This is a genomic window from Streptomyces sp. WM6378 (assembly GCF_001279695.1).
Lineage (GTDB): Bacteria > Actinomycetota > Actinomycetes > Streptomycetales > Streptomycetaceae > Streptomyces.
In genome coordinates this window covers 1-20872 of record NZ_LGDD01000315.1, presented here as the reverse complement: position 1 = coordinate 20872, position 20872 = coordinate 1, and the positions used below count along the sequence as shown (strand labels likewise).

Genomic DNA, 20872 nt, shown 5'->3' with positions numbered 1-20872 from the left:
CATGACCGTACAGAAGTTGCCGATCGCCAAGGCGATCAACGAATCGCTGCGCAAGGCGATGGAGACCGACCCCAAGGTCCTGGTCATGGGCGAGGACGTCGGCAAGCTCGGCGGTGTCTTCCGGGTCACCGATGGCCTCTTCAAGGACTTCGGCGAGGACCGGGTGATCGACACCCCGCTGGCCGAGTCCGGCATCGTCGGCACCGCGATCGGCCTGGCCCTGCGCGGCTACCGGCCCGTCGTGGAGATCCAGTTCGACGGTTTCGTCTTCCCGGCGTACGACCAGATCGTCACCCAGCTCGCGAAGATGCACGCCCGCGCGCTCGGCAAGATCAAGCTGCCGGTCGTCGTCCGCATCCCGTACGGCGGCGGAATCGGCGCGGTCGAGCACCACAGCGAGTCGCCCGAGGCGCTGTTCGCGCACGTGGCGGGCCTGAAGGTGGTCAGCCCCTCGAACGCATCGGACGCGTATTGGATGATGCAGCAGGCCATCCAGTCCGACGACCCGGTGATCTTCTTCGAGCCGAAGCGCCGCTACTGGGACAAGGGCGAGGTCGACACCGAGGCCATCCCGGCTCCGCTGCACAAGGCCCGTACGGTGCGTGCCGGTTCGGACCTCACGCTGGTCGCCTACGGCCCGATGGTGAAGGTCTGTCTCGAAGCTGCCGCCGCCGCTCAGGAAGAGGGCAAGTCGATCGAGGTCGTGGACCTGCGCTCGATGTCCCCGATCGACTTCGACGCCGTCCAGGCCTCGGTCGAGCGGACCCGTCGCCTGGTCGTCGTCCACGAGGCGCCGGTCTTCTACGGCGCCGGAGCGGAGATCGCCGCTCGGATCACCGAGCGCTGCTTCTACCACCTGGAGGCCCCGGTGCTCCGGGTCGGCGGCTACCACGCCCCGTACCCGCCGGCGCGCCTGGAGGAGGAGTACCTGCCGGGTCTCGACCGGGTGCTCGACGCCGTCGACCGCTCGCTGGCGTACTGAGGTGACGACCATGACTGAGAACGCTGCCCGCTACCGCGAGTTCAAGATGCCGGACGTCGGCGAGGGGCTCACCGAGGCGGAGATCCTCAAGTGGTACGTCCAGCCCGGCGACACCGTCACCGACGGCCAGGTGGTGTGTGAGGTCGAGACCGCGAAGGCTGCCGTCGAACTCCCCATCCCCTACGACGGCGTGGTGCAGAAGCTGCACTTCGAAGAGGGCGTGACGGTCGACGTCGGCACGGCCATCATCACCGTCGACGTGGCGCCGGGCAGCGGGCCCGCCCCGCTCGCCGAGGCGCCGTCCGCCGCCGAGCCCGCCGCGCTCGCGGAGGCCGCAGAATCCGCCGAGGAGGAGGCGCCCAAGGGGCGCCAGCCCGTCCTGGTCGGCTACGGGGTGTCCGAGGCCTCGACCAAGCGCCGCCCGCGCAAGGGGATTTCGGTTCCCGAGCAGGCCCCGGCCGAGGCCCTGCGTGCCGTGCAGACCGAGCTCAACGGCCAGGCTCCGGCCTCGGCCCGCCCGCTCGCCAAGCCCCCGGTCCGCAAGCTGGCCAAGGACCTCGGCATCGACCTCGCCACCGTGGTGCCGACCGGCCCCGACGGCATCGTCACCCGCGAGGACGTGCACGCGGCGGCCGCACCGGCCGTCGAAACCGCGCCTGTTTCACGTGAAACAACTCCCGCTCCGGCGGCGGTCGTTCAGGCCTCCGACGCCCGCGAGACGCGAATCCCGGTCAAGGGCGTACGCAAGGCGACCGCCCAGGCCATGATCGGCTCGGCGTTCACCGCGCCGCACGTCACGGAGTTCGTGACGGTCGACGTGACGCGGACGATGAAGCTGGTCGAGCAGCTGAAGTCCGACAAGGACATGGCGGGCTTGAGGGTCAACCCGCTGCTCCTGATCGCCAAGGCGCTCCTGGTCGCGATCAAGCGCAACCCGGACGTCAACGCGTCCTGGGACGAGGCGAACCAGGAGATCGTCCTCAAGCACTATGTGAACCTGGGCATCGCGGCGGCGACCCCGCGCGGTCTCATCGTCCCGAACATCAAGGACGCCCACGCCAAGACCCTGCCGCAACTGGCCGAGTCGCTGGGTGAGTTGGTGTCGACGGCGCGCGAGGGCAAGACGTCGCCCGCGGCGATGTCGGGCGGCACGGTGACCATCACCAACGTCGGCGTGTTCGGCGTGGACACCGGCACCCCGATCCTGAACCCGGGCGAGTCCGCGATCCTCGCGGTCGGTGCGATCAAGCTCCAGCCGTGGGTCCACAAGGGCAAGGTCAAGCCGCGCCAGGTCACCACGCTCGCGCTCTCCTTCGACCACCGCCTGGTCGACGGCGAGCTCGGCTCGAAGGTCCTCGCCGATGTGGCGGCGGTCCTGGAACAGCCGAAGCGGCTCATCACCTGGGGCTGACCACCCCGCTCGGCCCCCGGCGCGTCTCCGTACGCGCCGGGGGCCGAGGTGCGTCCGGGCCGGGCCCGGGTGGACAGGGCTGTGGGCCGGGCGGAGAGTGAGGGGATGGGCGGCGTGCTCCGCCCGCGCCGTGACCCGGTCAGGGCGCCGCGCCCCGGGTGTCACGCTGTGGCCCGAGGTGGCGCCGCGTGGCCGCGGGTGCAACGCTGTGGCCCGGTCGGCGCCCCGTGACCCGGGTGCCGCCCTGTGAGCCGCGCAGAACGGGGTTCCCGAGGGGAGTGTCCATGCCGATGTACGCCCGTGCCCCGCTCGGCGCCGCGATCGCGACGGCCGCCGCCCTCGCCGGAGCGCTGTTGGCCTCGACGGCCGCCACCCCGCAGACGCGTGCTCCGGCCGCCTCCGCCCCGGTCAGGGCCCCGGCTTCCAAGGCCTGCATCGCCTCCCTGGAGGCCGACATCGGTGCCGGCACCTCCGCGCTCATGACCCTGAGCCCCAGTGGCCCGACGGTCACCTTCAAGGACGGCCCCGGCCACCCGATCCCGAGCCTCGGCACGCTCGACCGCAAGCGCCCCGAGCTGCCCGCCTCGGCCGGTATCCACGCCGAGATCCTCAAGCCGTACGGCACCGCCCCGCAGCTCAGGACCAAAGTCGAGGGCGGCCCCGGTGCCCCGTACCAGGTGCAGGACTTCCCCAAGCTGCCCAAGGGCTGCAAGGTGACCGGCATCAAGTAGGCCCCTAAATGGGGCAAATCGCCACCGGTGTGCGGGTTTGCCCGAGCCCCGTCCCGCGATCCGGACGCCACTTTCTGATGCACCCCTGTTGTATCTATCCTGTGCGCATGTCTCCCGCCCAGGCCCCCGCCACCAAGCAGCCCCCCGCCGCCGACCGCGTCTACATGCACGTGAAGCAGGCGGTACTCGACCGCCGCTACGAGGGCGGCACGCTGCTCACCGAGGGCGAACTGGCCGAGGCGGTCGGGGTTTCGCGGACGCCCGTGCGCGAAGCCCTGCTCAAACTCGAAGTCGAAGGGCTGCTCAAGCTCTACCCGAAGAAGGGTGCCCTGGTGCTCGCCGTCTCCGCGCAGGAGACCGCCGACGTGGTCGAAACCCGGCTGCTCGTCGAGGAGTTCGCGGTGCGCAGAGCCGTACCCGCACCGGAGCGCCTCGTCGTACGCCTCCAGGAACTCCTGGCCGAGCAGAAGGCGCACGCCGCCGCCGGGGACCTGGCCGCCGTCGCCGTCAGCGACCGCTGCTTCCACGCCGAGATCGTGCGCAACGCCGGGAACGAGATCCTGGCCCGGCTCTACGACCAGATGCGGGACCGCCAGCTGCGCATGGGGGTGGCCGTCATGCACGCCCAGCCCGACCGCATCGCCAAGAACATCGCCGAGCACGAGGAAATGCTCGACGCCATCAGGGACGGCGACGGCGAGCGGGCCGCGCACTGTGTGCGCCAGCACCTCAGCTGGGTCAAGGTCCTGGTCAGGGGGGACGATCGATGAGTTCGTCAGCACTGCCGGCGCCACAGCCACTGGGCGGGCGCAGGGCCGCGTTCGTGTGGGGCATAGGCGTCGGCGTCTACTTCGTCGCCGTCATCTTCCGCACCTCGCTCGGGGTCGCGGGCCTGGACGCCGCCGACCGCTTCCACGTCAACGCCTCGGCGCTTTCCACCTTCTCCATACTCCAGCTGCTCGTGTACGCGGGGATGCAGATACCCGTCGGCCTCATGGTCGACCGGCTCGGCACCAAGAAGGTGTTGGTGCTCGGGACCGTCCTGTTCACCGTCGGGCAGCTCGGCTTCGCCCTGTCGCCCTCGTACGCCACCGCGCTCGGCTCCCGCGCGCTGCTCGGCTGCGGCGACGCGATGACCTTCATCAGCGTGCTGCGGCTCGGCTCGCGCTGGTTCCCCGCCAAGCACGGGCCGATGATCGGGCAGGTCGCCGCCCTGTTCGGGATGGCCGGCAACCTGGTGTCCACCCTCGTCATCGCACGCGCCCTGCACGGCTTCGGCTGGACGGGTACCTTCGCGGGCAGCTCGCTCGCCGGGGTCGCCGTCCTGATCCTGCTGCTGCTCTTCCTGCGCGACCACCCCGAGGGCCACGAGCCGCCGCCCGCGCACCACGCCGGGGCCGCGTTCGTGCGCCGTCAGATCGCCGAGTCGTGGCGCGAGCCCGGCACCCGGCTCGGGATGTGGGTGCACTTCACGACGCAGTTCCCCGCGATGGTGTTCCTGCTGCTGTGGGGGATGCCGTTCCTCGTCGAGTCGGAGGGCCTCGACCGGGGCACGGCGGGCGGACTACTGACGCTTGTGGTGCTGTCCAACATGGTCGTGGGCCTGGTGTATGGCCAGCTCATCGCCCGCCACCACGCGGCCCGGCTGCCGCTGGCCCTCGGCACCGTAGGCGTGACCGCCCTCATGTGGGCCGCCACCATTGCCTATCCCGGGGCGCACGCGCCGATGTGGCTGCTCGTCACACTGTGCGTGGTGCTCGGCGCGTGCGGGCCGGCCTCGATGATCGGCTTCGACTTCTCGCGCCCCGCCAACCCGCCGGAACGCCAGGGCACCGCGTCCGGCATCACCAACATGGGCGGCTTCATCGCCTCCATGACGACGCTGCTCGCGGTGGGCGTGCTCCTTGATGCGACCGGCGACAACTACCGGATCGCGTTCTCGTCGGTGTTCTTCCTGGAGGCCCTTGGCCTGGTCCAGATCCTGCGGCTGCGCGTGCGGGCACAGCGCCGCGAGCGGGAACACCTGGTGGCGAGCAGAGTGGAAGCCGTGCACGTCCCGGTGTAGCCGGGGCCTCGGCGGTGCGACCCATAACGCCGTAATCGCTTACGGGGTGACCGCGAACGCCCGCAGGATCGCGTCCGCCAGCGCCTGGTCGCCCTCCGCCTTCACCCGGTCGACGACCGCGTGCGGGCGGACCCGGCCGCACGCCAGGCGTACGAAGGTCTCCCAGTCCATGGCCAGGGTGACCAGCGGGCCCAGCGAGGGCGCGCCGTCGACCGTGCCGTGCCCGTCCGCGTCGACCCGCACCGTGCGCAGGAACTCCACCGGCCCGTGGATGTCGAAGACGACGGCGGAGCTGGGCGGCGCGCCCGCGTCCTTCGCGACGACCCGGGGCAGTGTGTGCAGCAGGATGTCACGGGCCACGTACGCGCCCGGAGAGTCGAGGTTTCCCGGCTTGTTGAGGGCCCAGCGCAGATCCTGCTCGTGCACCCACACATCGAACGCCCTCATCCGCAGCGCGAGTTCCAGGGTCTGCTCGGCGCCGAGCGGGGCGCGCACCTTGGTCTCGGGGTCCCGGTTCTCGTTGCGCAGCTGACGCGCCCGGCGAATGATCGTGTACTCCAGCTCGGAGGTCATCTCCGGCGCCGTGTGGTGCCGGCGCACATCGACCTGCATCTCCATGTAGCGAGCGAGCTCGGTCTGTACGTGGAAGATGTCGCGCGGCAGGGTGTGGATCGGCCTCGGATCGCCCAGCTGCTCGCACTCCATGCCGATGACGTGCGACACGATGTCCCGCACCGACCAGTTGGGGCAGGGCGTCGCACGGTTCCACTCGCCCTCGACGAGCGGTTGCACCAGCTCCGATATCGCCTCGATGGAGTGGGTCCAGGCATCGGCGTAGGTCTGAAGGCTGGGATGGACGGTCACGGGACCCCTCGGCGGTTCTTTTGTACGCGGGCTGGACTGCGGGACTGCGTGGGAGGATTGGTGGCTTGGGGGGTCCGGGGGTTTCCCCCGGAAAGTCACAGTACGCTGCCGGGCAGCACCCCGGCAGTGCTTTCGTATGACGATCGTAGGCTGTTTCCCATAGTGCTGACGGCTCGAAAGCCAGGACGGTGGTACCGTGCGCGCCTCGCTCATTCAGATCGATGTAAACCCGTATGAATCCGTCAATTCCCGCCGCGAGCGGGTGGGTTCGCTGATCCGGGAGCTGAGGAGCAGCGATCTGGTCGTGCTCCCCGAGCTGTGGACGGTCGGGGCGTTCGCGTACGAACTCTTCGCGGACGAGGCGGAGACGCTGCGCGGCACCACGGCCCAGGCGATGTCCGAGGCGGCCCGGGACGCCGGGATCTGGCTGCACGCCGGGTCCGTTCCGGAGCGGGGCGAGGACGGCGCGCTCTACAACACCTCCCTCGTCTTCTCGCCCGACGGCGAACTCGCGCACAGCTACCGGAAGATCCACCGCTTCGGCTTCGACAAGGGCGAGGCCGTCCTGATGGGCGCGGGCGAGGACCTGGTCACCGTCCCGCTGCCCGACCTCACCCTGGGCCTGGCCACCTGCTACGACCTCCGCTTCCCCGAACTGTTCCGGGGCCTCGTCGACGCGGGCGCCCACGCCTTCGTGATCCCGGCCGGCTGGCCCGAGCGCCGCCGCGCCCACTGGACGCTGCTCGCCCGCGCCCGAGCGGTCGAGAACCAGGCGTACGTGCTGGCCTGTGGCACGGCGGGGACGCATGCGGGGGTCGAGCAGGCGGGCCACAGCATCGTGGTGGACCCCTGGGGCGAGGTCCTCGCGGAGGCCGGCCCCGGCGAGGAGATCCTGACCGTGGATCTCGACCCCGCGAAGGTCTTCGACACCCGCGAGGCGTTTCCGGCCCTGAAGGACCGGGTGCTGGGCCTGGACACGCCCAAGAGGTGAGCCTCCACGGGCCCGCTCAGTCCTCGTGACCGCGCTCCTTCTCGTCCATGCGGATCACGCAGATCACCACCGCGAGCAGCAGTGCCGCGTCCGCGTCCTCCCGTACGACGTTCACCGCGTACGTCTCGCGGACCCGGAACCACTTGCGCGACACGTGGGCCAGCAGTTCACCGTCGTACTCGACGGTGAACTCGCGGTCCAGGATCCTGCCCGTCACGTCGAGCTCGGTGCCCTCGACCAGGCTGACCCGGTAGTGGTTGCGCAGCAGCGAGAGGCGCTTGCGGCGGACCTTCGCGAGGGTCTGGTCGTCCCGCTCGATGGTCATCGCGTCCCGCAGGCTGAACATCTTCTCCCGCAGCGTGATCAGCACCCGCCCCGACGGGTCCTTCAGCTCCAGGGTGTCGCGCAGCCGCAGCGCCTTGCCGTCGGCGAGGAACGCCTGGCGGCCGTCCTCGGTCTCGATCCAGTAGTCGTCACCGATGGCGAAGATCTTGTCCCGCACGAGGTATTTCATGGGGACACCCCTGCCCGCGCGGGGGCCCCGCCGAACGGCGACACAAGGTGTTCATACCGGGATGGCAAGCTTGAACCATGAACGATGCCGCCCCGGCGCCCACCCCCGCGCCCGCCCCCCGCCGTGCCCGAGTCCGTGCCCCCGAGCTGATCGGCAAGGGCGGCTGGCTGAACACCGGTGGGAAGGAACTGAGCCTCGCCGAGCTGCGCGGGCGCACAGTGATTCTCGATTTCTGGACCTTCTGCTGCATCAACTGCCTCCACGTGCTCGACGAGCTCCGCGAGCTGGAGGAGAAGCACCGGGACACCGTCGTGATCGTCGGCGTGCACTCGCCCAAGTTCGTGCACGAGGCCGAGCACCAGGCCGTCGTCGACGCCGTGGAGCGGTACGGGGTGGAGCACCCCGTGCTCGACGATCCCGAGCTCGCGACCTGGAAGCAGTACGCGGTGCGGGCCTGGCCCACGCTCGTCGTGATCGACCCCGAGGGGTACATCGTCGCCCAGCACGCCGGCGAGGGGCATGCTCACGCCATCGAGCGGCTCGTCGAGGAGCTGGAGGCCGAGCACGGGGCGAAGGGGACGCTGCGGCGCGGGGACGGGCCGTACGTGCCGCCGGAGCCGGTCGCCACCGACCTGCGCTTCCCGGGCAAGGCGATCGTGCTGCCCAGCGGGAACTTCCTGGTGTCCGATACCACCCGCCACCAGTTGGTCGAGCTCGGCCCGGACGGGGAGAGCGTCGTGCGGCGGATCGGCGGGGACGGACAGTTCAAGGAGCCCCAGGGCCTCGCGCTGCTCCCGGACGGGAGGGTTGTCGTCGCCGACACCGTGCATCATGCGCTGCGTTCCTTCGACCCGGTGAGTGGTGGGATCGAGTTGCTCGCCGGGACCGGGAAGCAGTGGTGGCAGGGGCAGCCGACGTCGGGGCCCGCGCTCGAAGTGGACCTGTCCTCGCCCTGGGACGTCGCCTGGTGGCGGGGCAAGGTGTGGATCGCCATGGCGGGCGTGCACCAGCTGTGGACGTACGACCCCGAGACGAAGACCGTCGAGGTCGCGGCCGGGACCACCAACGAGGGGCTGGTCGACGGGCCCGGCGCCGAGGCCTGGTTCGCGCAGCCGTCGGGCCTCGCGGCCACCGAGGACCGGCTCTGGGTCGCCGACTCGGAGACCTCCGCGCTGCGCTACGTCGACGCTGACGGGGTGGTGCACACCGCCGTCGGGACCGGGCTCTTCGACTTCGGGCACCGGGACGGGGACGCCGCGCAGGCGCTGCTCCAGCACCCGCTCGGGGTCACCGCGCTGCCGGACGGCTCGGTCGCCGTCGCGGACACGTACAACCACGCGCTGCGCCGCTACGACCCGGCCAGCGGTGAAGTGACCACGCTGGCAACGGACTTGAGGGAGCCGAGCGACGCGGTGCTCGCCGGGGACGACATCGTCGTCGTCGAGTCGGCGCGGCACCGGCTGACCCGGCTGCGGCTGCCCGAGGAGGCCGTACGGGTGGAGGCCGTGGCGCACCGCACCCAGCGTTCGGCGACCGAAGTCGCCCCGGGCAGGCTCCGGTTGGACGTCGTGTTCCAGGCGCCCGCCGGGCAGAAGCTGGACACCCGGTACGGTCCCTCCACCCGGCTGCTCGTCTCCTCGACCCCGCCCGAGCTGCTGCTCGCGGGCGAGGGCACCGGCACCGACCTCGCGCGCGAGCTCAGCCTGAACCCGGAGGTCGCCGAGGGAGTGCTGCACGTGTCGGCGATGGCGGCCTCGTGCGACGACGACCCTGCGAACGAATACCCGGCCTGCCACGTCCACCAGCAGGACTGGGGCGTCCCCGTACGCCTCACCGAGGGCGGCGCGAGCAGGCTGCCGCTGGTGCTCGCCGGGATGGACGCGGCCGGGGCCTCCTAGCCGAAGCCGGGCCTAGCCGAAGCCCGGCCTGAACGGCCCGGTGCGCGGGGCCGGGCCGCACAGGGGCAGTGCGGCCGGGCGGCCGTGGGTGTCCAGGACCGCCACGGTGTTCACGGTGTCGGAGCCGGGCAGCGTCACGCGCACCGTCGAGCCCCGGGCCGGGCAGCCGCGGAGCGGGGTGTAGTGCACCTTGGCGACCCCGTTCGCGCCGGGGTGCAGGGCGAAGGGCTTCGCGAACGGCTTGACCGGGGTCGAGACGAGCGGGGAGCCTTGGCCGCTGTCGTCGAGGATGGTCAGCGTCGGGGCGCCGTGCAGGACGCAGGTGTGGCCGGAGGTGTTGCGGACCACCAGGACCGCGTCGCCGGCGGTCCGCACGTCCGCGCCGGGACGGGAGCCCGCCCCGCCACGGACGTCGCCCCCGGTGCGGAACGTGAGCGACAGCGCGCTGGGCGAGCAGAAGACACGGGCGTCCTCACCGCCGTCGTCGAACGGGCCCGTGCGGGTGTCCGTCCCGGGGACGGACGGCGTCGGGCTGGCCGAGGACGGGGCGGGCGGGGTCGCGGGACCGGCACCGGGCTGCGGGCTCTGCGCGGCCGTGCTTCGGCCGGTCGCGGGGGCGGACGGGTCGGGCGGAGTCTGCTGCGCGGCGCCGGAGCGGGGCGCGCCGGAGCTGTGCGACACCGTTGTCGTACCGGTGCCCGGAGCGGCGGCGGGCACGCGGTCCGTGCAGGCGGTGAGCGCGCCGAGCAGCACGGCGAGGCCGACTATGGCCGCCCCCCTGCCCCGGGCCCTGCGCATCGCGTCCCCTACTCCGAATCAAGCGATCAAGCAATCAAGCGGTCAAGTACATGTGCCGCGTGCGGCGTATGTGTGCTGGGCCCATGTGCCGCACCACCATCAAGTGCGTATGTGCGCCGAGCCCATGTGCCGCACCAGCCTCGTGGGCGTTCCTATCGTTCGGCTAACGCGCCCGTGAAGGCAAGACGTTCGGCACGAGGCGGCGCGTCGTTGCGAGTCGAGTCGAGTCGAGCCGGCCAAGGCTACGCGGGCGGCAGTCCCTCCAGGTTCGCCAAGTTGGCGCGGGCCGCCGCCGCGCCCTCCTCGTAGCCGTGGTCGTCGGCCTCGCGGGCCGCGTCGGTGAGCTGGCGGCGGGCTTCCTCGGTGCGGCCGAGGCCGGCCAGCGCCTCGCCGTAGCTGGTGCGCAGCAGCACCCGGCGCGGGATCGCCTCGGGCGAGGGGCCGAGTTCGAGGCCGCGCAGGGAGTGCTCCCTCGCGAGGTCGTAGGCGCCAGCGGTCAGGAAGTGGCGGGCCAGGTGCTGGTGGGCGAGCATCTCGGTGGAGCGGTCGCGGGCCCGTCCGGCCAGGGTGAGGGCGTGCCCGAGCAGGTCGCCGGCCCGGTCGACCTCGCCGTACTTGACGAGGATGAGGGCGAGGTTGATGCGGGCGATGGCCTCGCTGGTGACGTCGCCCGCCTGGCGGGCGAGGTCGGGGGCCTTCTCCAGGTGGGCGAGGGCCTCGTCGTAGCGGCCCTCCTCGTGCAGGACCCAGCCGAGCAGCGCGCGGGTGCGGGACTGCGCGTCGAGTTCCTGCTCCAACTCGGCCGATTCCAGGGCCTGTTCGAGCAGTGGCACCCAGCCGTCGCGGACCCGCCACAGGATGAGCGGCCACTGGAGCAGTACGAGCCGCCAGGCGCGGTCGTGCATCCCGGCGGCGACGGCGGCGGCGACCGCCCCGCGCAGGGTGGCCCGTTCGGCCTCGTACCAGGCGAGCGCGGCTTGGCGGTCCTCGAACTCGCGCACCGCGGCGGGCCGCCGGGCCCCGGGCGGCGGTGTGAAGCAGGGCTGGCTGCCGGGCTCGGCGGTGGCGGTCGCGACGAGGCCGGTGTGCAGATAGTGGTCCAGGAGGCGGGCGAGGCCGTCGGGGTCCGCCTCGGGGGCGAGCGCGCGGGCGTAGAGGCGTACCAGGTCGTGGAGGGTGTACGAGTCCGGCCGGGTGCGCGGGTCGGACCCGTGCGGGCCGGATTCGACGACGAGGTGGGCGGCGGCGAGCCGGTCGAGGGCGGCGGCGGCCTGGTCGGGGGTGCAGCCGGCCAGCGCGGCCGCGGTGTAGCGGTCGAGTTCGGAGCCGGTGTGCAGGCCGAGCGCGCGGAACATCCGGCGGGCTTGCTCGGGCAGCTGCTGCACGGTCAGGCGCAGGGCGGCGGCGACCCCGGTGTCCTCGACGCGAAGGAGGCCCAACCGGCGCTGTTCGTCGGCGAGTTCACTGGCGAGGGCGCCGAGCGTCCACTGGGGGCGGGCGGCGAGGCGGGCGGCGGTGACGCGCAGGGCGAGCGGGAGGCCGTCGCAGAGCGCGGCGAGACGGGCGGCGGCTTCGGGTTCGGCGGCGACCCGGTCCTCGCCGAGGACGGCGGCGAGCAGCGCGGTGCAGTCGGCGGCGGGCAGCTCGTCCAGGCGGACCGGGCGGGCGGCGTCGGAGGCGACGAGGCCGCCGAGCCGGTCGCGGCTGGTGACCAGGGTGACGCAGTGGTCGCCGCCGGGCAGCAGCGGGCGGACCTGCTCGGAGTCGCGGGCGTTGTCGAGCACGACCAGCATCCGGCGGTCGGCGGTGAGCGAGCGGTAGAGCGCCCCCATGCCGGCCTCGGTCTCGGGTATGCGCTGCACGGGCACGCCGAGGGCGAGCAGGAACTCCCGCAGGACGACGGTGACTTGGCGGGCCGGGGTGTCGCTGTAGCCGCACAGGTCGGCGAAGAGGCGGCCGTCGGGGAAGTCGCTCTGGCGCTCGTGCGCCCAGTGCACGGCGAGCGCGGTCTTGCCGACGCCGGCGCCGCCGGTGACCAGCGCGATGGCGCCGTACTGTCCGGCGGTGGCCAGGCCGAGCGCGGTGAGCTCGGCCTGCCGCCCGCTGAAACCGCGGGGTCTGCGCGGCAGCAACTCCGGTATGGAGACGGTCAGTTCGGGTTCGGCGGCGGCCGGCGCGGGCGGGGTGACGGGGGTGCCGGTGCGCAGGATCTCGGCGTGTGCCTCACAGAGTGCGGGGCCCGGGTCCACGCCGAGTTCGTCGGCGAGCAGGCGGCGGGTGCGGTGGAACCATTCGAGGGCGTCGGACTGGCGGCCCGAGCGGCTCAGGGCGAGCATCAGCGCGGCCGAGAGGGGCTCGCGCAGGGGGTGGGCGACGGCTTCGGTGCGGAGCACGGCGGCGGCCCGGCCGTGCTCGCCGAGTTCCCCGTACGCCTCGGCGAGGGCTTCCACCGAGGCGAGCCTGAGCTCTTCGAGGGTGTGGGACGCGGCTTGCAGGGGCGGGCTGGTGACGGTGCCGGTGAGGGCGGGGCCCTGCCACAGGGCGAGCGCCTCGCGCAGCATGAGCACCGCGTCGCCGGGGCGGCGCTGGCCGCGGGCGAGCGTGACGAGCTCTTCGAAGCGGTGCGCGTCGATGAGGGTCTCGGGGAGCCGGAGGACGTACGCGGGTCCCTGTGTGGCCAGTTCGATGCCGTACGCCTCGGCGCCGTGCTCGGCGAGCAGGGCGCGCAGCCGTGAGACGTGGCCCTGCAGGACGGTGCGGGAGTGCAGGGGCGGTTCTTCGTCCCACAGGGCCTCGGTGAGGCGTTCCACGGGTACGGCGGTGTTGGGCTGGAGCAGGAGCATGGCTAGCAGGCTGCGGCGCTTGGCGGGGCCGAGCGCGAGGAACGCGCCGTCCTCGCTGGCCACGGCCACCGTTCCCAGGACGCGGAACTCCACGGTGGCGGTACCCCCTTGCTCCCCGTTCCCGGATTCCTCCGGGCCTGGTCAGGGCCCGGACAGTCGAGGATACGCGGGGTGGAAGGGGTCGGGTTCACGTCCCGGGGCACAGGTGGCGCGGGTCACGTGAGGCGGTCGACACAGCCGGTGCCAGGGGTGCGGGTCAGGTCAGGCGGTCGTGGTCCTCCTCGACCAGGGTGGCGCCCGGCACGACGCGCCGCCTGCGCAGCACGCTGGTGAAGACGGCCACGCCGATGATGCCGACGGACATCAGGATCAGGCCCACGACGTCGAGGTTCACACCCTTGGCGTGCCAGTCCGTCGCGAACGTGAGGATGGCCCCCACCGCGATGAGGATGATGCAGCTGCCCAAGCCCATGGATCTCGCCTCCGTGAAGGTGGTGGACCGTCCGGGTACCCGCGTCCCGGACGGCCAACCCCCTTGCGCGGTGCGGTGGTTCAGGCCGCCAGGAACGCGGCCAGGGCGCCGGCGAGCAGGTGCGGGTCGTCGGCGCCGCACAGTTCGCGGGCGCTGTGCATCGACAGGATGGCCACGCCGATGTCGACGGTCTGGATGCCGTGCCGGGCCGCGGTGATCGGGCCGATCGTGGTGCCGCAGGGCATCGCGTTGTTGGAGACGAAGGTCTGCCACGGCACCCCGGCGCGCTCGCAGGCCGCCGCGAACACGGCACGTCCCGCGCCGTCGGTGGCGTACCGGGCGTTCACGTTGACCTTGAGGATGGGGCCGCCGTTGGCGCGCGGGTGGTGCGTGGGGTCGTGCCGCTCGGCGTAGTTGGGGTGCACGGCGTGGCCGGTGTCGGAGGACAGGCAGACCGTTCCGGCGAAGGCGCGGGCGCGGTCCTCGTACGTACCTCCACGCGCGAACACCGAGCGCTCCATGACGTTGCCGAGCAGCGGGCCGTCCGCGCCGGTGTCGGCCTGCGAGCCGTCCTCCTCGTGGTCGAAGGCGGCGAGCACCGGGATGAAGGGGAGGTCCTCGGAGGCGGACACCGCGGCAAGGGCGGCCGCCCCGGCGTGCACGGAGAGCAGGTTGTCCATGCGGGGCCCGGCCACCAGCTCCCGGTCGCGGCCCAGGTAGGCGGGCGCCTCGACGGAGTGCAGCATCAGGTCCCAGCCGGCCACCTCGCCCTCGTCGAGCTCGGCCTCCTGCTCCAGGAAGCGGATCAGATCGCCTTCCTGTACGTCGTCGCCGAGGCCCCAGATCGGCTGGAGGTGGCGCTGCCGGTCGAGCTTGAGCCCGTCGGTGTTCACCGAGCGGTCCAGGTGCACGGCCAGCTGCGGTACGCGCAGGAGCGGGCGGTCCACGTTGACCAGGCGGTGGCTGCCGTCCCGCAGGGTGAGGCGGCCCGCGATGCCGAGGTCGCGGTCGAGCCAGGTGTTGAGCAGCGTCCCGCCGTAGATCTCGACGGCGACCTGCCGCCAGCCGTACGCCCCCGAGTCGGGCTGCGGCTTCACGCGCAGGTTCGGGGAGTCGGTGTGGGCGCCGACGATCCGGTACGGGGTGTGGGGCTGGGCGTCCTCGGGGACGTACCAGGCCACGATGGCGCCGCCGCGCAGCACGTACTTCCCGCCGTGCGTGCCGTCCCAGGCGTCCGTCTCCTGGACCTGCCGGAACCCGGCCTTCTCCAGGCGTGCGGCCGCGTTGGCCACGGCGTGGTACTGCGACGGGCTCGCCGCGAGGAAGGTCATCAGGTCGTCGGTGTGGCCGCGGTCGAAGCGGGGCGGTGTGCTCATGCGGCCACCCTAGCGGCGGGGCGGATTGCACTCCGGGCTCTGCAGCATGCCTGGGGCTCCGCCCCAGACCCCGGGGGGTCCGCCCACCCACCCGCCCGTTGCGCAGGGTTGAGAGCCCAAGCCCTGGGGCTCCGCCCCAGACCCCCCGCGTGGACTCCGTCCCCTGCACCCCTTTCGGGGGCTCCGCCCAAGGCCACCTGCGGGGGCCTTATCTCTTTGGTCAAGGTCGTGGATCAGGATTGCGGCATGACGACCTGGTTCCGGACCTACTACGAGGGCGAAGATCTGTGGTTGTACTTCGAGGCCGATGACGAAGGCTGGGCAGTGCGACAGGTCGAGGTCCGGGGCCAGGGCTCGCGGCCAGTGACGGCGGCTTCTCTGGAAGAGGTCCTGCACTTGCGTGATCATGACGGTCTCGCGGCGATGTTCCGCTATGAACGGCAGTTCGGCGTTCTCGCCGAAGGCTCCATGGACGGCTGGCAGGACCAGCCTCAGGCAGCCGAGATCTCCGCGGAGGAGTTCGAGCGGCTGTGGGCTGAAGCACGGCGGCTCTCGGCGATTCAGCCTGACCTGGCGGGTGGGGGCTCCGCCCCCTGCACCCCCGTTCGCGCCTCACAGGCGCTCGTCCTCGGCTTTCGATGGCCGGTCCCGCACCGGTGGGGCTGTTCCTCGTGTGGGGCGGTGTCCAGGCGGGTGCCGGCGTGGCCCGGATGCCCGGGGTCGAAGGGCCCGTCGTCGCCGTCGTCGTGGCGAGCTCCGGCTGCGTCAGGATCCCGCTCGCGAACACCCGGACACTCGGACACCCGGACACCCGGACACCCCGGACATCGAGGCGCTCCTCACCAAGGCGCTCGCGCGAAATCACCTTCACTGATTGCCAGTTGGGCCCACACCGTCTTCAGCGGGGGTGGGCCTTCCGTCGTGCCCCAGTGGTCGGCGAACCCCTGGACGACGAGCAGGCCGCGCCCCGACTCGGAGTCGGCGGGCGCGCCGACGGCCACCACCGGCAGCGCCTTGTCCGCGCGGGTGTCGGTCACCTCGATGCGCAGTACGCCGTCCTCGCACAGCAGCAGCCCCAGCTCGAAGCCGCGTCCGGACACGTATGCGTGCAGCACCGCGTTCGCGGCCAGCTCCGCCACGATCAGTGCCGCCGTGTCGGAGGCCTCGCTGCCGTGCGGGACGCCCCACGCGTCCAGCTGCCCCTGCGCCAGCCTCCGCGCCAGAACAGCCGCCCGCCGCGTCGACGCGAACCGCCTTCTGAACACACGCACGGTAGCCGGAAGTTGACGGGCTCTTGCTTCGGTTTCGAGGTGCATGCGACCACCGTGGCGGGGGTGGAACTCCCGCGACCAGGCATCCGCTGCGTACGCTCAGCGAGCGTACGCGCACGTGCTGTAGACGGTACGCGCCCTGTGCCGTAACTCTGGGTGAGTTGCGAACGCGGGGCGATCCGTTCACCGGGAGGTGGCCGCCGATGGCATGGGACCACGAAGCACACGATGGGGAACCCGACTCCTCCGACAGTCTGCGGACGTTCGGCGCGGTCGTCCAGGCCCTGCGCGAACACGCCGGCCTCAGCCGCGAGGACCTCGCGGCGCTGGTCGGCTACTCCAAACACACGGTCGCGTCGGTCGAGTTGGGGCGTCGCATGGCCTACCCCGATTTCATCGAGGGCACGGAGGCGGCCACGGGCAACACGGGGGCGCTGAAGAAGGCGGCCCGCTATCTGAGCAGGGAGCCGGGCCTGGCGTCTTGGTTCCGCAAGTGGGCCCGGTTCGAGCGGGAGGCCATCAGCCTCGATACGTACGAGTGCCGGATGGTGCCGGGGCTGCTCCAGACCGAGAGGTATGTGCAGGCCCTCTTCGAGAACCGGATTCCGCCCCTGTCGGATGAGCAAATGGCTGAGCGCCTCGCGGCACGGGTGGAGCGCCAGAAGCTCCTGCGTGAGCGCCCGAACACCTCGTACAGCTTCATCATTGATGAGGCCGTGCTGGAGCGACGCATCGGCGGAACCGAGGTGACGCGGGAACTGCTCGACCACATCCTGGACGCCACGAATCTGCGCAACGTCGATCTTCAGATCATGCCGCTTCGCTGCACAAGTCATGCGTGCCTCGATGGCGCCTTGCAGTTGTTGATCACCCCCGAGGGGCGACACCTCGCCTACTCCGAAGGGCAGCAGAACGGACGGTTGATCTCTGACCCGAAAGAGGTCGCGCTGCTTAGCCAGCGGTATGCGACACTGCGCTCGCAGGCCCTCACGCCCGAGGAGTCGCGGGGCCTGTTGGAGCGAATGCGAGGAGCCTTATGAGCACATTCGAACTCGCCTGGTTCAAGAGCAGTTACAGCAGTGCTGAGGGCGACTCCTGTGTCGAAGTCGCCCTCGACTGGCGGAAGTCGACGTACAGCAGCGGATCTGGCGACAGCTGCGTCGAGGTCGCCCACTCCTGGCGGAAAGCCACGTACAGCGGCAGCTCGGGCGACGACTGCGTCGAGGTAGCCGAATGCTGGAGCAAGTTCAGCTACAGCAGTGCCGAAGGCGACGACTGCGTGGAGGTGGCCACCTGCCCCGCCGCCATCCACATCCGCGACTCCAAGAACAAGTCCGGCCCTCAGCTCACCCTCTCTCCCACAGCCTGGGGCGACTTCGTCGCCTTCGCTGGCGGGCCGGGCTGACGCTCGCGGGTCGTTGCGTACGCAACCCCAAGTGACAGCAGGGTCAAGGCAGTTGAGGCGAAGGGGAGTCATCTGTCGCCCAGCGTCGCTATGGCCGCGCCGCCCGTGACGCCCGCTGCCACTATGCCCAGGTAGAGCGCGGTGGAGTTGAGGGACAGGAGCAGGGTGAGGCGGGATTGGTCGCCGCCGGTCGCGCCGAGGACGTCGCGGTTGGTGAGCGGCGCGAGCCGGGTGCGCAGGGAGACGGCGGGCGCGGGCGCCGGGAGGTCGCGCAGTTCCCCTCGCCCCTGTGCGTCGCCCCCCCGTGCTGTCGGTCGCCCCCGCTGTGGGGCACCCGGTGCCACTTGGCCCCTGGGTGGGCGGTACCGGTCGCCGGGTTGTGGCGGGCCGCATACCGTTGAAGGCATGGAGACGCGTTTGGACGAGATCGCCGACGGCATCTACCGGATCTCCACGTTCATTCCCGAGGTGGCTCCGCCGACCGGGTTCACGTTCAACCAGTTCCTGGTGGACGCCGAGGAGCCGCTGCTCTTCCATACGGGTATGCGACAGCTCTTTCCGCTCGTTTCGGAGGCGGTCGCGCGGGTCGTGCCCGTGGAGTCCCTGCGGTGGATCACTTTCGGGCACGTCGAGTCGGATGAATGCGGGGCGATGAATGAATTCCTCGCGGCGGCCCCGCACGCCCAGGTCGCCCACGGGCTGCTCGGCTGCCTCGTCTCGCTCAACGACCTCGCCGACCGCCCGCCCCGGCCGATGGCACACGGCGAGACGCTCGACCTCGGCGGCAAGCAGGTACGCCGACGGCTGCGCCATCTCAACACACCTCATGTGCCGCACAATTGGGAGGCGCGGGTGCTCTTCGAGGAGACCACCCGCACGCTGTTCTGCGGCGACCTCCTCACCCAGGTCGGCAACGGCCCCGCCGTCACCGGCGACGACCTGACCGACCAGGCTCTGAACGCGGAGGCCGCCTTCCGGCAGACCTCCTGCCTCACCGCCGCCGCGCAGACGCTCCGCTCCCTGGCCGACCTGGAGCCGGCGACGCTGGCCGTGATGCACGGCTCCTCGTTCCACGGCGACGGCGGCGCCGCGCTGCGGGCCCTCGCCGACGGCCTGGAGGAACGCTTCAGCCCCGAGACCGAGTTCGCCTCGCAGCCCAGTGTGCTGGAAGGCCCGCCCGCCTGATCCGGGTGCCCCGCGTCACCCGGCCAGTTGCCGCGGCAGCGGGGCCGCGTGGACGACGGTCAGGCCCGAGACCGCTCGGGTCAGGGCCACGTACAGGCGGCGCAGGCCCGTGCGCTCGTCTGGCTCACCGTCCACCACCGCGGCCGGCTCGTCCAGGACCACGTAGTCGTACTCCAGGCCCTTCGCCAGTGAGGCCGGGACCAGGGTCAGGCGGGACTCGGCCGTCGTCTCCTCGCCCGGGGCCAGGCAGGGGAGGTCCGCCGCTTCAAGTGCCGTCGCAAGTACGGGAATTCGGGCATCGGCGGCGATCAGGCCGATCGAGCCCTCGTGGGACAGGGACTCCACGCAGGCCGCCACCACGTCCGCGTCCAGGCCCCCCGCCTCACGCACCTCTCGTACGTCCAGCGAGCCCGGCGTCTCACGTACCGACTCCACCGCCGCCAGGCCGGGGGAGATCGACGGGAGCAGTTTCGAGGCGTACGCGATGACCTCGCGCGGCACGCGGAAGCCCGCCGTCAGCTCCTCGATCACCGCCTCGCCCTTGCCGAGGTGACGCAGCGCCTCTTCCCAACTCGCCGTCGCCCAGGGTGTGGTGCCCTGCGCGAGGTCCCCGAGCACCGTCGCCGAACCGGTCGTGCAGCGGCGGCCCACCGCGCGGTACTGCATGGGGGAGAGGTCCTGCGCCTCGTCGAGTACGACGTGGCCGAGCGAGTGGGTGCGGGCGACCAGGTCGTTCGCCTCGTCGATGAGGACCGCGTCCGCCGCCGTCCACTTCGCCGACTTCACGCTGCGCGCGGGCTTGGGGGAGGTGATCGTCTTCTGCTCGTCGGCCGTGAGGACGCCTTCGGCGTGCGCCGCCAGGAAATCGGGGTCGTTGAGGAGCCGCAGGACCAGCTTCGCGGGGTCGACCGGGGGCCAGATCTCCTTCACGGCCGCCTTCACCGCCGTGTTGCGGGCCACCGCGTCCTGTACGCGGTCGTCGGGGGCCTCGCCCGCCTGCTCCATCCGGACCAGAACCGTGTGCGCGATCCGCTGCGGCAGGGCCTCACGGGCGGCACCGTAGCGGATGTCCCGGTCTCTCAACTCCTCTACGATCTCGGCGAGTTCGTACGCCGGGACCCGCCAGCGGCGCGAACCGCGCACGACCACGAGGGGCTCGGTGGGGATGGTGACGTGTGACCAGACGGCCTTGCGGAGCACCTCCGCCATGCGGGCGTCGCCCTTGACGGTGGCCGACTCGGCCTGGTCGGTGCCGCGCACCTCGACGCCCGTCGTCACCAGGTCGTCGACCGTCGCCTGCTTCACCTCCAACTCGCCCAGTGCGGGCAGGACTTGCTCGATGTAGTGCAGGAACGACTTGTTCGGGCCGATGACCAGGGTGCCGGTGCGAGCGAGGCGGTCCCGGTGGGCGTAGAGCAGGTACGCGACCCGGTGCAGGCCGACGGCGGTCTTTCCCGTGCCGGGACCGCCCTGCACGCACACGCTGCCGCCCAGGCCGGACCTGACGATCTCGTCCTGCTCGGGCTGGATGGTGGCGACGATGTCGCGCATGGGGCCGACACGGGGGCGCTCGATCTCCGCCTGGAGCAGCTTGCTCGTGGTGGCGGCCTCGGTGGGGTCGGTGAGGTGCTCGTCCTCGTATGCCGTCAGGTCGCCGCCCGTGTAGCCGAAGCGGCGGCGCAGCCCGATGTCCATCGGGTCCTTCTTCGAGGCGCGGTAGAACGGCTGCGAGACGGGGGCGCGCCAGTCGATGACCATCGGGTCGCCGTCGGCGTCGTGGACGTGCCGGCGTCCGATGTAGAACTGCTCCCCCTCGGCCCCTTCGGCCAGGTCTGCGCCGGGGGCGTGCAGGTAATTGAGGCGGCCGAAGAAGAGGGGGGTGTGGGAGAGGTCCGCTAGGGCCTTGATGCGGTCGTCGATCTGGCGCTGGAGGACGGCGGCGTTCACCCAGTTCGCGGTGACGTCCTTGATGTCGAGGTTCTCGACGTCTTCGCGCATCGCGCGGAGGGCTGCGCGGGATCGGCTCAGGTGGGTGCGCTCGTGGTGCAGGGGGTTCTGGGGGGCTT

General features: G+C 71.6%; 19 protein-coding genes. 10 read left to right on the top strand and 9 right to left on the bottom strand.

Going from position 1 to position 20872, the window contains the following annotated elements:
• Position 1: 1 nt before the first annotated feature.
• The 5 genes from ADK54_RS31640 (at position 2) to ADK54_RS31620 (ending at position 5189) form a co-directional block, all read left to right on the top strand.
• Complete coding sequence (locus ADK54_RS31640) at positions 2-982, top strand: alpha-ketoacid dehydrogenase subunit beta (protein WP_053729203.1); 981 nt, start codon at positions 2-4, stop codon at positions 980-982.
• 1 nt (position 983) lies between these two features.
• Entirely contained in the window at positions 984-2393 is a 1410-nt protein-coding gene (locus tag ADK54_RS31635; RefSeq protein ID WP_053729202.1) for a dihydrolipoamide acetyltransferase family protein, read from the top strand.
• Positions 2394-2677: 284 nt separating this feature from the next.
• The gene (locus ADK54_RS31630) at positions 2678-3124 is read left to right on the top strand and encodes a hypothetical protein (protein WP_053729201.1); all 447 of its coding nucleotides are present in this window, start codon (positions 2678-2680) and stop codon (positions 3122-3124) included.
• A gap of 107 nt (positions 3125-3231) precedes the next feature.
• Entirely contained in the window at positions 3232-3894 is a 663-nt protein-coding gene (locus ADK54_RS31625; RefSeq protein ID WP_053729200.1) for a GntR family transcriptional regulator, read from the top strand.
• Positions 3891-5189: an MFS transporter gene (locus tag ADK54_RS31620; protein WP_053729199.1), complete on the top strand. Its 1299-nt coding sequence runs from the start codon at positions 3891-3893 to the stop codon at positions 5187-5189. The genes ADK54_RS31625 and ADK54_RS31620 overlap by 4 nt, the downstream gene beginning before the upstream one ends.
• 39 nt (positions 5190-5228) lie before the next feature.
• On the opposite strand, the gene ADK54_RS31615 is transcribed toward ADK54_RS31620, so the two are convergent.
• A complete protein-coding gene (locus tag ADK54_RS31615; protein WP_053729198.1) occupies positions 5229-6053 on the bottom strand; it encodes a maleylpyruvate isomerase family mycothiol-dependent enzyme in 825 nt (274 codons plus the stop codon).
• Positions 6054-6249: 196 nt separating this feature from the next.
• Here ADK54_RS31615 and ADK54_RS31610 point away from each other — a divergent pair, with 196 nt between their 5' ends.
• On the top strand, positions 6250-7044 hold the full coding sequence (locus tag ADK54_RS31610) for a carbon-nitrogen family hydrolase (RefSeq protein ID WP_053729197.1): 795 nt from the start codon (positions 6250-6252) through the stop codon (positions 7042-7044).
• A gap of 16 nt (positions 7045-7060) precedes the next feature.
• Here the strand turns inward: ADK54_RS31610 and ADK54_RS31605 are convergent, their stop codons facing one another.
• Complete coding sequence (locus ADK54_RS31605) at positions 7061-7558, bottom strand: LURP-one-related/scramblase family protein (protein WP_053729196.1); 498 nt, start codon at positions 7556-7558, stop codon at positions 7061-7063.
• A 77-nt stretch (positions 7559-7635) separates the two neighbouring features.
• On the opposite strand from ADK54_RS31605, the gene ADK54_RS31600 reads away from it, so the two are divergent.
• A complete protein-coding gene (locus tag ADK54_RS31600) occupies positions 7636-9456 on the top strand; it encodes an NHL domain-containing thioredoxin family protein (RefSeq protein WP_053729195.1) in 1821 nt (606 codons plus the stop codon).
• A gap of 12 nt (positions 9457-9468) precedes the next feature.
• Here ADK54_RS31600 and ADK54_RS31595 read toward each other — a convergent pair whose 3' ends face one another.
• From ADK54_RS31595 to ADK54_RS31575, 5 genes are all read right to left on the bottom strand, one after another.
• Positions 9469-10254, bottom strand: a complete 786-nt coding sequence (locus ADK54_RS31595; RefSeq protein ID WP_078966783.1) for a DUF4232 domain-containing protein — start codon at positions 10252-10254, stop codon at positions 9469-9471.
• Positions 10255-10496: 242 nt separating this feature from the next.
• Positions 10497-13190: an AfsR/SARP family transcriptional regulator gene (locus ADK54_RS31590; protein WP_053729193.1), complete on the bottom strand. Its 2694-nt coding sequence runs from the start codon at positions 13188-13190 to the stop codon at positions 10497-10499.
• A 163-nt stretch (positions 13191-13353) separates the two neighbouring features.
• Positions 13354-13569 carry a DUF6458 family protein gene (locus ADK54_RS31585; RefSeq protein ID WP_053729192.1) on the bottom strand — a complete coding sequence of 72 codons (216 nt, stop codon included), beginning with the start codon at positions 13567-13569 and terminating at the stop codon, positions 13354-13356.
• 80 nt (positions 13570-13649) lie between these two features.
• Entirely contained in the window at positions 13650-14945 is a 1296-nt protein-coding gene (locus ADK54_RS31580; protein WP_053729191.1) for a M18 family aminopeptidase, read from the bottom strand.
• A gap of 839 nt (positions 14946-15784) precedes the next feature.
• Entirely contained in the window at positions 15785-16216 is a 432-nt protein-coding gene (locus ADK54_RS31575) for an ATP-binding protein (RefSeq protein WP_324610208.1), read from the bottom strand.
• A 203-nt stretch (positions 16217-16419) separates the two neighbouring features.
• On the opposite strand from ADK54_RS31575, the gene ADK54_RS31570 reads away from it, so the two are divergent.
• Positions 16420-17256: a helix-turn-helix domain-containing protein gene (locus ADK54_RS31570; RefSeq protein WP_053729189.1), complete on the top strand. Its 837-nt coding sequence runs from the start codon at positions 16420-16422 to the stop codon at positions 17254-17256.
• The gene (locus ADK54_RS31565; protein ID WP_053729188.1) at positions 17253-17621 is read left to right on the top strand and encodes a DUF397 domain-containing protein; all 369 of its coding nucleotides are present in this window, start codon (positions 17253-17255) and stop codon (positions 17619-17621) included. Before ADK54_RS31570 ends, ADK54_RS31565 begins: the two co-directional genes overlap by 4 nt.
• Before the next feature lie 68 nt (positions 17622-17689).
• Here the strand turns inward: ADK54_RS31565 and ADK54_RS31560 are convergent, their stop codons facing one another.
• A complete protein-coding gene (locus ADK54_RS31560; RefSeq protein ID WP_053729187.1) occupies positions 17690-17965 on the bottom strand; it encodes a hypothetical protein in 276 nt (91 codons plus the stop codon).
• Between the two features lie 61 nt (positions 17966-18026).
• Between ADK54_RS31560 and ADK54_RS31555 the strand changes: the two genes are divergently transcribed.
• Positions 18027-18806, top strand: a complete 780-nt coding sequence (locus ADK54_RS31555) for a hypothetical protein (protein WP_053729186.1) — start codon at positions 18027-18029, stop codon at positions 18804-18806.
• 15 nt (positions 18807-18821) lie between these two features.
• Here the strand turns inward: ADK54_RS31555 and ADK54_RS31550 are convergent, their stop codons facing one another.
• Positions 18822-20855, bottom strand: coding sequence for a HelD family protein (locus ADK54_RS31550; protein ID WP_107090669.1), 2034 nt, complete (start codon positions 20853-20855; stop codon positions 18822-18824).
• Positions 20856-20872 lie beyond the last annotated feature (17 nt).